Raw genomic sequence first — 12,927 nt, 5'->3', positions numbered from 1 at the left:
AATTGAAATGAGCCAGAATGTTTATCAATTTATCGACCTGCAGCGCGTTGATCCGCCGAAGAAACCGCTGAAGATCCGTAAGATCGAGTTTGTTGAAATCTACGAACCGTTTTCTGAAGGTCAGGCGAAAGCCCAGGCGGATCGCTGTTTGTCCTGCGGGAACCCCTACTGCGAGTGGAAATGTCCGGTACATAACTACATCCCGAACTGGCTGAAACTGGCTAACGAAGGGCGTATTTTTGAGGCGGCTGAGCTATCGCACCAGACCAACACCCTGCCGGAAGTGTGTGGCCGTGTGTGCCCGCAGGATCGCCTGTGCGAAGGCTCCTGTACGCTGCACGATGAGTTCGGCGCAGTAACCATCGGCAACATCGAACGTTATATCAACGATAAAGCGTTCGAAATGGGCTGGCGCCCGGATATGACCGGCGTGCGCCAGACGGACAAACGGGTAGCGATTATCGGCGCAGGTCCGGCAGGGCTGGCGTGCGCCGACGTGCTGACCCGCAACGGCGTGAAGGCGGTGGTCTTTGATCGCCATCCGGAAATCGGCGGCCTGCTGACCTTCGGTATTCCAGCTTTCAAACTGGAAAAAGAGGTGATGACTCGCCGTCGCGAGATCTTCACCGGCATGGGTATTGAGTTCAAACTTAATACCGAAGTGGGTCGTGATGTACAGCTTGAAGATCTGCTGAAAGATTACGATGCGGTATTCCTTGGCGTCGGCACCTATCAGTCGATGCGCGGCGGGCTGGAAAATGAAGATGCGGACGGGGTTTTCGACGCTCTGCCGTTCCTGATCGCCAATACGAAGCAGATCATGGGGTTTGGCGAAACCAGCGACGAACCATATGTCAGTATGGAAGGCAAACGCGTGGTGGTGCTGGGCGGCGGCGATACCGCAATGGACTGCGTACGTACCTCCATTCGTCAGGGCGCAACGCACGTAACCTGTGCTTATCGTCGTGATGAAGAGAACATGCCGGGTTCCAGACGCGAAGTGAAGAACGCGCGCGAGGAAGGTGTCGAGTTTCAGTTTAACGTTCAACCGCTGGGCATTGAAGTCAATGCCAACGGCAAAGTGAGCGGCGTAAAAATGGTGCGCACTGAAATGGGCGAACCGGATGCCAAAGGCCGTCGGCGGGCGGAGATCGTCGCCGGTTCCGAGCATGTGGTTCCGGCTGATGCGGTGGTGATGGCGTTTGGTTTTCGTCCACACAGCATGGAATGGCTGGCGAAACACAGCGTGGAACTGGACTCGCAGGGACGAATTATCGCGCCGGAACGCAGCGATAATGCTTTCCAGACCAGCAACCCGAAAATCTTCGCCGGTGGCGACATCGTGCGCGGTTCCGATCTGGTGGTGACGGCGATTGCCGAAGGCCGTAAGGCGGCTGACGGGATTATGAACTACCTCGAAGTGTAACCCTTCCGGCTCCCCGCTTACTGCCTTGGCTGATGGCTGGGGAGCCGATATTCCTCTCCTCAATATCTCTCCTGCCGATTCTGGAAACCCGCTCGTAAATCGAGATGTAATGCCATGTAAAATCCGTTCATGGATTGATCCGTTTACGCCTGAAGCGTATTGATAGCGTTCTAATTTCACAATGAAACTATCACGTAAGGGATGACATGACGAATCCAACTTTAGCGCCACAGTCTGATGAATATCAGCAAATTCATAACGGAATTGTTCAACTGCTGGACACAGCGCGGACACAAACCGTTCGCAGCATCAACACCATCATGACAGCAACCTATTGGGAAATGGGTCGACGCATTGTTGAATTTGAACAAGGCGGTGAAGCCAGAGCGGCTTATGGTGAACAGCTAATTGATCGTTTATCACAGGATTTAAGCCAAAGATATAAACGAGGTTTTTCTGCCAGTAATCTATGGCAATTTAAAAAGTTTTATCTTTATTTTCAAAAAATTGAGATTCTCCAGACAGTGTCTGGAGAATCTCTCCATTTGGCGCAACTGGCTAAATCTTTCCCACTCCCCTGGTCGGCGTATGTCCGCCTCTTGTCGGTAAAAAATCCCGATGCCCGCACTTTTTACGAGAAAGAGACGCTACGTAACGGCTGGTCCGTACGGCAACTCGATCGGCAAATCGCCACTCAGTTTTACGAACGAACGCTACTGTCCCACGACAAATCCGCCATGTTGCAGCAGCCTGCACCCGCCGAGCCAAACGTTTTGCCGGAGCAAGCCATACGCGACCCGTTCATTCTGGAATTTCTTAACCTGAAGGACGAGTATTCCGAATCAGATCTCGAAGACGCGCTGCTCAGCCACCTGATGGACTTTATGCTGGAGCTCGGTGACGATTTTGCTTTTGTTGGCCGCCAACGCCGACTACGCATAGACGACAGCTGGTTCCGCGTCGATCTGCTGTTCTTCCATCGTCGCTTGCGCTGCCTGTTGCTCGTTGACCTGAAGGTAGGCAAATTCGGTTATGCGGATGCCGGGCAGATGAATATGTACCTGAACTATGCCAAAGAGCACTGGACAATGCCCGGAGAAAACCCGCCAGTCGGCCTGGTTTTGTGCGCAGGGAAAGGCGCGGGGGAAGCGCATTACGCGCTGACTGGCCTGCCAAACACCATCATGGCGAGCGAGTACAAAGTGCAGCTGCCTGACGAAAAATTACTCACAGACGAACTTATTCGTTCGCAAACCATGCTGGAAACTCAACTCACACGCGGTGGTTCACTGACAACGGAGAAAAACTAGCGAACCATTAATGCCATGAATAATTATCAAGAAAATATCACACGAAAACGTTTGCTTTATTTTGAGAACTGTATATTATGCGGCGGATTTTTTGGGCAAAATTCATGGAGGCGTTGTGTCGCAGGACAACAATTATAGCCAGGGCCCCGTCCCTCTGGCGGCGCGGAAGGGCGTGATTCCACTGACGTTTGTCATGTTGGGTTTAACGTTTTTTTCCGCCAGTATGTGGACCGGAGGGACACTCGGCACCGGTCTTACCTATCACGATTTCTTCCTCGCAGTTCTCTTCGGTAATCTCCTCCTCGGTATCTACACTGCATTTCTTGGCTACATCGGCGCAAAAACCGGACTCTCCACCCACCTCCTTGCACGTTACTCCTTTGGCGTTAAAGGATCATGGCTTCCCTCGCTGCTGCTAGGCGGCACACAGGTAGGCTGGTTTGGCGTTGGCGTAGCGATGTTCGCTATTCCGGTCAGTAAAGCGACGGGCATTGATGCCAATATTCTGATTGCCGTTTCGGGTCTACTGATGACCCTGACCATTTTTTTCGGCATCTCGGCGTTGACCATTTTGTCTATCATTGCCGTACCCGCGATCGTTATACTGGGCAGCTACTCCGTCTGGCTGGCGATCAGCGGCGTGGGTGGGCTGGAGCATTTAAAAACGATAGTGCCGCAGACGCCGCTGGATTTTTCCAGCGCGCTGGCGCTGGTGGTGGGATCGTTTGTCAGCGCCGGTACATTGACCGCCGACTTCGTCCGCTTCGGGCGTCATGCCAAAAGCGCCGTACTGATTGCGATGGTCGCTTTTTTCCTCGGCAACTCGCTGATGTTTATCTTTGGCGCGGCAGGCGCTGCCGCCGTCGGTCAGGCGGATATCTCTGACGTGATGATAGCGCAGGGGCTGCTGCTGCCCGCGATTGTGGTGCTTGGCCTGAATATCTGGACCACCAACGATAACGCGCTGTACGCATCGGGTCTGGGCTTCGCCAATATTACCGGTCTTTCCAGCCGTACGCTGTCGGTGGTGAACGGGATTATCGGTACCGTGTGCGCGCTGTGGCTTTACAATAATTTTGTCGGCTGGCTGACGTTCCTGTCATCTGCCATCCCACCGATTGGCGGAGTGATTATTGCCGACTATCTGGTGAACCGCCGCCGCTATGCCGACTTCAACACCGTGCGCTTTATTCCCGTTAACTGGATTGCTATTCTTTCCGTCGCGCTGGGCATCGCCGCCGGACATTATGTTCCTGGTATTGTGCCCGTCAACGCCGTACTCGGCGGCGTCTTCAGCTATATCCTGCTGAATCCACTTTTCAACCGCAGCCTTGCTAAATCACCAGAGGTCAGCCATGCAGAACAATAACATCACCATTCGTCAGGCGCGTCTGCAGGGACACGAAGGATTATGGCAGATTACGATTGAAAACGGGCGCTTTAGCCAGATTGAGCCTCAGGAAGCCGCATCGTTACCGCAGGGCGAAGTGCTTGATGCCGAAGGCGGTCTGGCTATTCCACCGTTTGTTGAGCCACATATCCACCTGGATACCACGCAAACGGCGGGTGAACCGAGCTGGAACCAGTCCGGCACACTGTTTGAAGGGATTGAGCGCTGGGCAGAACGTAAAGCAATGCTCACGCATGAAGATGTGAAAGCGCGCGCGATGCAGACCCTGAAATGGCAGATGGCTAACGGCATCCAGTACGTTCGTACTCACGTTGACGTTTCAGATCCTACGCTCACCGCGCTGAAAGCCATGCTGGAAGTGAAGAAAGAGGTTGCGCCGTGGGTAGACCTACAAATCGTCGCCTTTCCGCAAGAAGGTATTCTGTCTTATCCCAACGGTGAAGCGCTGTTAGAGGAAGCCGTGCGTTTGGGCGCTGACGTTATTGGTGCCATTCCGCACTTTGAGTTCACGCGGGAATATGGCGTTGAATCGCTGCACAAAATCTTTGCACTGGCGCAGAAATACGATCGCTTGATCGATGTGCACTGCGACGAAATTGATGACGAGCAGTCTCGCTTTGTCGAAACGGTCGCGGCGCTGGCGCATCGTGATGGCATGGGGGCGCGCGTGACCGCCAGCCACACCACGGCTATGCACTCGTACAACGGCGCGTATGCGTCACGCCTGTTCCGCCTGTTGAAAATGTCGGGGATTAACTTCGTCGCCAACCCGCTGGTGAATATTCATCTGCAAGGGCGGTTTGACACTTACCCGAAACGTCGTGGCGTCACGCGGGTGAAAGAGATGCTGGAAGCGGGGATCAACGTCTGCTTTGGCCATGATGACGTCTTCGACCCGTGGTATCCATTAGGCACAGCAAATATGCTGCAGGTGTTGCATATGGGGTTACACGTTTGCCAGTTGATGGGGTATGGGCAAATCAACGACGGGTTAAATCTGATCACTACCCACAGCGCAAAAACCCTGCATTTACAGGACTACGGTCTGAGTGTCGGCCATGCCGCGAATCTGGTTATCTTACCCGCTGAGAATGGATTCGATGCGGTACGTCGCCAGACGCCTGCCCGTTACTCGATTCGCCACGGGCGGGTAATTGCCGAGACGGTGCCGAGCCAGACGACGCTGCACCTGACCCAGCCGGAAGCCGTGACGTTTAAGCGTTAACCCGTCATACCCGCGCTCTCCGGCACATTCACCACGCAGCCCCGTAAGGGGGCTGCGTTCGGAAGACTGCTCCGGCAAGAGATTTAGGCCGCCAGCAAACTGGCGCGTACTTTCACTACCACTTTCTTGATGTCATCCGGCTCACCCACTGCACATCCCGGTTTATGCGGTTCTCCCGGCATAAACACAGCAAACATCCCCGCTTGCAGCGTAATAGTCTGCTCGTCGGCAATTTGACTACAAAGCTGGTAATCCTCTTCAACGTGCATCTCCTCGCACTGGCGAGCGGCACCGGACATCCCAAACGCAATACGCTCGACGCCGGTTAGTAGTAGCTGAATATCAATGTATTGTTCATGCAATTCCGCTTTCTTCTCGGCCGGCATTTGCGTCGTTAACTGCATTACATTCATAAAGATATTGTCGCCCTGCAATTCATAGCGCCCCGGCGCTTTCTCCTGCGGCCTTGCCGCCAGCGCGAGAGTCAAGGCATCCAGCAGTCGCGGATGCAACCCGCAAGAAGGCAACGACTGTACTTCCCCCATCATCATAATGTGTCTCCTTGAGCTAACAAAGCAGCGCCTAATAATCCTGCGTCATGCCGATAGCGAGCGGCGCTCAGCGCCACGTGATAAGGCTCAGGCTCTTGCATCAAAAACGCGCGAACCTGCTCCAGGTATCCCTCAGCTAACCCTACGCTGCCGCCAATGACCACACACTGGCAGTCGGTAATCGCTTTCACATCGGCGATCATTCGCGCTATTACCTGCGCGGATTGGCTTACCAGATGTCGCGCCTGCTGATGACCTTCGCCAGCGCGAATAAATAGGGTTTTGGCGTCGCATCCCGCCAGATCGTCCCGCGCCGCCGCAGCCATCCCTCGTCCGGAGGCGATGGCCTCTACGCAGCCAACGCGTCCACAGCCGCATACGGGACCGTGTGGGTCCGCCAGGGTGTGTCCCAGGTGCCCGGCCAGACCGCCTTTTCCGGTAAGGAGCTTGCCGTCGCAGACAACGCCGCCGCCAACGCCGGTTGAAACGGTGATAAATACCATATCGCGGATATCATCAGGGAGCGCGTGATACTCCGCCCAGGCCGCCGCCTGCGCGTCGTTCACCGCCAGCGTCGGCAGGCCAGCGATCGTTTCCAGTGTTTGTACTAACGGAAAGTGTAGCAAGCCGCCCAGATTATGGGGGTTTAGCGCCAGCAGCATCCCTTCCTGAATGATCCCGGTAGAAGCTATCGCTACCTGACGCGCCTCTGCCCGTAGTGGTTCAACCAGCGCCTTTAATGCTTCACGTAACGCATCCGGCGTTTTGCTCGCGGGGGTCGGTAGCTCGCGACGCTGGCTAATGCGCAAGTTGTTGTCGATGAGCGCGGCGGCAAGTTTAGTACCGCCAATATCGATTGCTAACGTAGTCATGACGCCGCCTTTTTTAATGCGTCGTTATACCATCCACAGATATGTTCCAGACGGGTAATGGCGGACCCCACCGTCACCGCCCATGCGCCATAGCGGATCGCCTCCGCCGCCAGTGCTGGCGAGTTATAGCGCCCTTCGGCTATCACCCGGCATCCGGCGTCATGCAACGCTTTGACTAAGGGCAGATCGGGTTCCTCCGGCGTATCGGGGGTGGTGTAGCCGGACATTGTCGTGCCGATAATGTCCGCGCCCAACCGTTGACAGGCGAGACCATCGTCCACGGATGAGCAGTCGGCCATCGCCAGTAGATGGTGGTGATGAATGCGCGCCAACAACGCCTCAACGGCTACCGGCCGTTGCCGAGCGGTTCCATCAACGGCGATAATAGCTGCGCCGGCCTGCGCCAGCGCATCTACATCGTCGAGAAAAGGGGTAATGCGCACTGGAGAGTCGTCCAGATCGCGTTTGATAATGCCGATAATGGGTACCGAAACGAGCGAGCGGGTCATACGCAGGTTGTCTATGCCTTCAATACGCACCGCAACCGCGCCCGCCTGTTCCGCTGCCAACGCCATTGCCGCTACAATCTCCGGCTTATCCAGCGGACTGCCCGGAACGGGCTGGCAGGAGACAATCAGGCCGCCAGAAGCGGCAATATTTTTATCCAGTTGTTCAAGTAACGACATACTACTCCCTTACAAATATTGCCCGGTTGAAAACCGGGCAAGCGGATTAACTTTTCGTTTTTACAAAGGCACCTTTACCACTGCCAAGCGGTACGGCTCCGCTGAACGGTTTGTCGTCAATAGCATCGTGGGTGCGTAACGCTTCCGGACGTAGCCAACGCTGTACGCGAGACGGCATATCAAGCCCAATAAGCAGGATCACGACAAACGTCAGGCTGAAAGAGAGCGATGCCAGCGCAGTGCCCAGATCCAGACGTTGAGCGATCAGCGCTCCCAGGATCGGCGCCAGCGCGCCGCCGAGCGCGCCGACGTTATAAGTAAAGCCCAGCCCCGCCGCGCGCTGATCGGTATCGAAGTAACCGCCGATCAGTTTCGGCAGAATCCCGGCAATCCCCTGCCCCAACATCTGTTGGAAAAACAGTAGCAGACCCAGAACCCAGACGTTTGTGCCGCCAATCGCAAAGACCGGAATAATGAGGATTTGCGAGGCCAGCAGGCTACAGACATATGCTTTACGCGTTCCCAGCCAGTCGCCAAGAAAACCGCCTACGCAGCAACCAACCGCCGCGCCAAATCCGCTAAAGAACAGGACATTCGCCACCGTATGCGGATCGTAGGCCAGCTCAGTTTTCAGATAAGTAGGTAATAGCGCCTGAATCGGCCAGGAATAGAGGAAAGCAAACAGTACCACCAGCATCAGCATGACGCCAGTGGGCCAGCGTTTACCGCTGCTCTGCACCATAAAGCTGATAAAGATAACCGCGCACAGTAGTCCCAGCCCCGCCACAATCGCAGCATTTTGTAGGTTACCGGCAAAACAGAACCACAGCGCAGCGGCGGCGGCGAAAGTCATTAAAATGTTGATGATGCGATGTTCGCCCCGATAAAGAATGTCGACCATCGTACGTACCGGCGCTTTACCCGCGTGTTTCTCTTTCCAGTCTTCCGCTTCCGGAATGTTTTTTCGCAGCCAGAGAGCGAAGATAATTGGCAAAATGCCAATGAAAAACAGCGCGCGCCAGCCCCAGACAGGCACCACCAGGCTGTACACCTGCGCGGCAACGACCGCGCCGACGGAGAAGCCGGAAATCAGAAAACCGCTGGCTTTATTGCGTAAATGTTTTGGCCAGCTTTCAATCACATAGGTCGCGCTGGAACCATATTCGCCCGCCATGCCCATACCAATCACCAGTCGGGCGATGAACATGGTGGTGTAACCGGGCGCAAACCCGCAGGCCAGGGTTCCCACCGAAAACAGAATGATGCTGCTGACCATCGCCAGACGACGCCCATAGCGATCGCCCATCGCGCCCAGTAATAACCCGCCGAACCAGCGAGAGATAAAAGCCGCAGAAATCAGGCTTGCCGCCTGTACCGTCGTCAGCCCAAATTCGCTTTGTACCTCAGTCAGTACAAGAGCAATCAACACAAAATCAAAACCATCAAGCAGATATCCCAGCCAGGCAGCGGAAAATGCCCGCCACTGCGCCCGGTTGAGATGGCGATACCACGGGATGTTTTGGGTAGAAGTACTCATTTTACTCTCCCGACGATTTTTGTTGTCGTTATGCCGAATGGCGGCTCCGCCTTATCCGGCCTACCGCTCACACTGTTGTAGGCCGGGCAAGCGTAGCGCCCCCGGCATTATGCTGTTACGCCTTTTCTTCCATCAGTTGTTGAGCCAGCGCCTTGAGCGCCGGCAGGTATTTTTCATCAACAGGCGCGAACGGTTTACGACACAGCGGCACCGATACCACGTCCATATAATGCAGGACCGTTTTCAGGCCGCGGAATACGCCGGTTTTAATCAGTAAATCAATAACCTTATTGCACTCGGTTTGCAGACGCTGCGCTTTCGCCACATCGCCCTCACGTAATGCCTGCACAATCCCCTGGTAACGCCAGCCCATAATGTTGTATGTGCTGCCGATACCGCCGTCCGCGCCCGCCAGCAGGCCGGAAGCGAAGATTTCGTCATAACCGTTGTACAGCACCAGATCCGGATGCGCGCGGCGGATCTGCTCCATCTGGAAGAGATCGCCGGAGGTTTGCTTCAGCGCGCTCACGCCCGGTAATGTCACCAGCGTATTGATCTGATCGAGGGTAAGTTTTACACCGCTTAACGCCGGAATGTTGTATACCACCATCGGCAATCCATCTGCGGAATCAATGATTGCCCGATAATGGTCACAGTGCTCTTCAAAACTGAAAGGGTAATAAAAAGGCGTCACCGCAGAGACCGCATCAAAACCGTAACGCTTTGCGGCGCTGGCAAGCTGCTGGCTTTCTGCGGTGCTTACCGTCCCGACATGGGCGATCAGCGTGATTTTTCCCTTCGCCTCTTCGGCGACAATCTCCAGTACCTGCTCTCTTTCAGCAAGGCTCTGTACGAATGCTTCCCCGGTGGAACCGCCAACGTACAGCCCGTCGATACCCTGCCCGATGTTAAAACGCACCAGACGGCGCAGGCTTTCGCTATCCAGTTGCTGCTGATGATCAAATGGGGTCAACAACGCCGCCATTACGCCTTGCAATGCTTTTGCCATACCTACCTCTACGGATGATGAATATATTAACTACCTACCTTTATACCTGTTATACCAGATCAAATAAGCAGCAAATAATACAGAACGCTTATAGTGCGATCTGCTTCACTAAACCGGGATCGGAGGTGCGATCGCTACCGCATTTTTTGACTTTTTTTACCGAGCGCGTGCCAGGTAGCGGAAACGCTATTGAGGTGGGTTTGCAGAGCGCGATCCGCTTTATCGGGATCTCGCTGGCGAATAGCATCAACAATCACAATATGTTGTTGATAACTCACGTTATTATGTTCATGCAGCTCACGATCGGGAACGCTTGGGCGAGCGGCGATTAGCCAGTCCAGCAGAGCAACATGAATAGCCATAAAGATCGGATTGCCGGGAATTTCAGCCAGCACCCGGTGAAACTCGACATCCGAACGAATAAACAGCGCGTTGTCATCCAGCGACTGGCTATTAATTTCCAGCGCTTTCGTTAACAACGCGATCTGCTCGTCGGTAGCATGTTCCGCCGCATAGCGTACCAGGCTGGATTCAAAGAAAAGCCGTAGCTGTTCAAAGTGAGCGATGCCGCCAGGATGAGTAAGAAAATCTTTCGCCATACCCGACAGTTCACTGATGATGGTATCAGCAGAGGGGCGCGAGACGCGGGCGCGTTCGCCGTTATTGATTTGCACCAGACCTTTACGCTTCAGCGCAGCTAACGCTTCACGCACGGAGGGACGTCCCACATTGAAGAAGGCCATTAATTCACGTTCAGACGGTAGCTGTTCTCCCTCGCCAAACTCATGACGGCGGATCATCTGCTCCAGCTCCTCCTCAACCATTTCAGACAGTTTTTTACGCGCCAGCGGGCGGCGGCGCAAACTACGCCCGAGGGATGTCGGAGACTCTTCTGCTTGCGAATCAAATGCGTTCATAACGTCCATTCATGAGTGGTCGGTGGCAAATAATAGCAAGCTTATCGTAACACAGCTTCAAAAGCAGGGTGAACCCGCGAGGAGACCAAACAAAACAGGCCCTTCAGGGCCTGTTGATTATTTTACTACACGCAGCGCCGGACGTCCGCCACGCGGCGGAGGCGGCTCGTCATCAGGACTACTGTCGTCATCGTGGTCGGGCTTATCGCCATCAATGACGGACATCACGGTCTCGCTTTCCGCGCCTGCGGTATTGTCATCATCATTTAAGCTGACAACGTCTTCATCATAGGCGGCTTCAGGCTCAAACATGGTGCCTGCGCCATTTTCACGGGCGTAAATCGCCAGCACCGCAGCCAAAGGCACAGAAACCTGACGGGGAACGCCGCCGAAGCGCGCATTAAAACGCACTTCATCATTAGATAGCTCCAGATTACCTACCGCCCTCGGCGCAATATTGAGGACGATTTGCCCATCGCGCGCATATTCCATAGGGACATGCACGCCAGGCAGCATCACATCCACCACCAGATGCGGGGTCAACTGGTTATCCAGCAACCACTCGTAGAAAGCACGCAACAGATAAGGACGACGCGGCGTCAACTGTGACAAATCCATACAGGTTAACCCCGACCGAGGCGCATTTCACGTTCAGCTTCGGTTAAAGAAGCCAGGAAAGAATCACGTTCAAAGACGCGGGTCATATAGCCTTTCAGCTCTTTCGCCCCTGCGCCGCTGAATTCAATACCCAACTGCGGTAAACGCCACAGGAGAGGCGCCAAGTAGCAATCAACCAGGCTGAATTCGTCGCTCAGGAAATACGGTTTCTGACCAAATACTGGCGCAATCGCCAGCAGCTCTTCACGCAGTTGTTTACGTGCAGAGTCGGCCTCGGAAGCAGACCCGTTTACGATGACGTTCATCAGCGTATACCAGTCTTTTTCAATACGGTGCATGTACAGACGGCTTTCACCGCGCGCGACCGGATAAACCGGCATCAGCGGCGGATGAGGGAAACGCTCATCCAGATATTCCATAATGATGCGAGATTCCCACAGGGTCAGCTCACGATCCACCAGTGTCGGAACGCTTTGATTCGGGTTGAGGTCAATCAGATCCTGAGGTGGATTGTCCTTTTCCACATGTTCGATCTCAAAACTAACACCCTTTTCAGCCAACACAATGCGGACCTGATGGCTATAGATGTCAGTAGGACCAGAAAACAGCGTCATTACCGAACGTTTGTTGGCAGCGACAGCCATGAAAACCTCCAGGTATATTCAGAATTTTTACTGCTACCAGCCACAATGTGACCAGCCAGATGTTATGTCACCCAGGGCGAAAAAAGCCATCATTGCTCAGAAACGAGACAAAAAATGAACATTCCCCGCTATTTGGGCAGAAAATTGGATGATAGTTTACCAGATTTTGTGACCTTTGTGGTGAGTCGATTCTGGAATTGGGGAAAAAGAGACAACAATCCGCATTTCATTGTGACAGATAAATGCATTGCCCATAAAAAAACCCGCCGAAGCGGGTTTTTCGCTAATAGTTGTCTGCCGAAGCAGAACCCCATTAACGTTTGGAGAACTGCGGACGACGACGTGCTTTACGCAGGCCGACTTTCTTACGTTCAACCTGACGAGCATCACGAGTAACGAAGCCAGCTTTACGCAGTTCGCCACGCAGGGACTCGTCGTACTCCATCAGAGCGCGGGTGATACCGTGACGGATCGCACCAGCCTGACCAGAGATACCACCACCTTTAACAGTGATGTACAGATCCAGTTTCTCAACCATGTCGACCAGTTCCAGCGGCTGACGAACTACCATGCGGGCAGTTTCACGACCGAAGTACTGTTCCAGAGAACGTTGGTTGATAACGATTTTACCGTTGCCCGGTTTGATGAAAACGCGAGCTGCGGAACTTTTGCGGCGACCAGTGCCGTAGTATTGATTTTCAGCCATTGCCTATAATCCCGA

Annotated in this window: 13 protein-coding genes; 4 read left to right on the top strand and 9 right to left on the bottom strand. The window is 54.2% G+C overall.

The genetic code is table 11. The features are described 5' to 3' along the window. The first annotated feature begins 7 nt into the window (after nucleotides 1–7). The 4 genes from gltD (at nucleotide 8) to EOS98_RS02610 (ending at nucleotide 5,372) form a co-directional block, all read left to right on the top strand. Nucleotides 8–1,426 (top strand): glutamate synthase subunit GltD, encoded by a 1,419-nt coding sequence (gltD, locus tag EOS98_RS02625; protein ID WP_000081635.1) that lies wholly within the window; start codon nucleotides 8–10, stop codon nucleotides 1,424–1,426. Between the two features lie 206 nt (nucleotides 1,427–1,632). After that, complete coding sequence (locus EOS98_RS02620) at nucleotides 1,633–2,736, top strand: PDDEXK nuclease domain-containing protein (RefSeq protein ID WP_000184312.1); 1,104 nt, start codon at nucleotides 1,633–1,635, stop codon at nucleotides 2,734–2,736. Between the two features lie 115 nt (nucleotides 2,737–2,851). Next, nucleotides 2,852–4,105, top strand: coding sequence for a cytosine permease (gene codB, locus EOS98_RS02615; RefSeq protein WP_082330224.1), 1,254 nt, complete (start codon nucleotides 2,852–2,854; stop codon nucleotides 4,103–4,105). Continuing rightward, a complete protein-coding gene (locus EOS98_RS02610) occupies nucleotides 4,092–5,372 on the top strand; it encodes a cytosine deaminase (protein WP_126523807.1) in 1,281 nt (426 codons plus the stop codon). Before codB ends, EOS98_RS02610 begins: the two co-directional genes overlap by 14 nt. Nucleotides 5,373–5,455: 83 nt before the next feature. On the opposite strand, the gene nanQ is transcribed toward EOS98_RS02610, so the two are convergent. The 9 genes from nanQ to rpsI form a co-directional block, all read right to left on the bottom strand. Continuing rightward, entirely contained in the window at nucleotides 5,456–5,923 is a 468-nt protein-coding gene (gene nanQ / locus EOS98_RS02605; protein ID WP_000979900.1) for an N-acetylneuraminate anomerase, read from the bottom strand. Continuing rightward, complete coding sequence (nanK, locus tag EOS98_RS02600) at nucleotides 5,920–6,795, bottom strand: N-acetylmannosamine kinase (RefSeq protein ID WP_000208982.1); 876 nt, start codon at nucleotides 6,793–6,795, stop codon at nucleotides 5,920–5,922. Before nanK ends, nanQ begins: the two co-directional genes overlap by 4 nt. Beyond that, a complete protein-coding gene (locus EOS98_RS02595) occupies nucleotides 6,792–7,481 on the bottom strand; it encodes an N-acetylmannosamine-6-phosphate 2-epimerase (RefSeq protein WP_000054439.1) in 690 nt (229 codons plus the stop codon). The genes nanK and EOS98_RS02595 overlap by 4 nt, the downstream gene beginning before the upstream one ends. A gap of 46 nt (nucleotides 7,482–7,527) precedes the next feature. Further along, a complete protein-coding gene (nanT, locus tag EOS98_RS02590; protein ID WP_000108071.1) occupies nucleotides 7,528–9,018 on the bottom strand; it encodes a sialic acid transporter NanT in 1,491 nt (496 codons plus the stop codon). A 115-nt stretch (nucleotides 9,019–9,133) separates the two neighbouring features. Beyond that, complete coding sequence (gene nanA, locus EOS98_RS02585) at nucleotides 9,134–10,027, bottom strand: N-acetylneuraminate lyase (RefSeq protein WP_001029667.1); 894 nt, start codon at nucleotides 10,025–10,027, stop codon at nucleotides 9,134–9,136. Between the two features lie 134 nt (nucleotides 10,028–10,161). Beyond that, nucleotides 10,162–10,953: a transcriptional regulator NanR gene (gene nanR / locus EOS98_RS02580; RefSeq protein WP_023193809.1), complete on the bottom strand. Its 792-nt coding sequence runs from the start codon at nucleotides 10,951–10,953 to the stop codon at nucleotides 10,162–10,164. A gap of 108 nt (nucleotides 10,954–11,061) precedes the next feature. Then, nucleotides 11,062–11,562, bottom strand: a complete 501-nt coding sequence (gene sspB, locus EOS98_RS02575; RefSeq protein WP_000366112.1) for a ClpXP protease specificity-enhancing factor — start codon at nucleotides 11,560–11,562, stop codon at nucleotides 11,062–11,064. Nucleotides 11,563–11,567: 5 nt separating this feature from the next. Further along, nucleotides 11,568–12,206 carry a stringent starvation protein SspA gene (gene sspA, locus EOS98_RS02570; RefSeq protein ID WP_000257298.1) on the bottom strand — a complete coding sequence of 213 codons (639 nt, stop codon included), beginning with the start codon at nucleotides 12,204–12,206 and terminating at the stop codon, nucleotides 11,568–11,570. A gap of 313 nt (nucleotides 12,207–12,519) precedes the next feature. Continuing rightward, nucleotides 12,520–12,912, bottom strand: a complete 393-nt coding sequence (rpsI, locus tag EOS98_RS02565) for a 30S ribosomal protein S9 (RefSeq protein WP_000829815.1) — start codon at nucleotides 12,910–12,912, stop codon at nucleotides 12,520–12,522. Between the last annotated feature and the right edge of the window lie 15 nt (nucleotides 12,913–12,927).

The organism is Salmonella sp. SSDFZ69, from assembly GCF_004010755.1.
Classification (GTDB): domain Bacteria; phylum Pseudomonadota; class Gammaproteobacteria; order Enterobacterales; family Enterobacteriaceae; genus Salmonella; species Salmonella enterica.
Note: the sequence above shows the minus strand (reverse complement) of the source record. Positions and strands in the feature narration are given on the sequence as shown.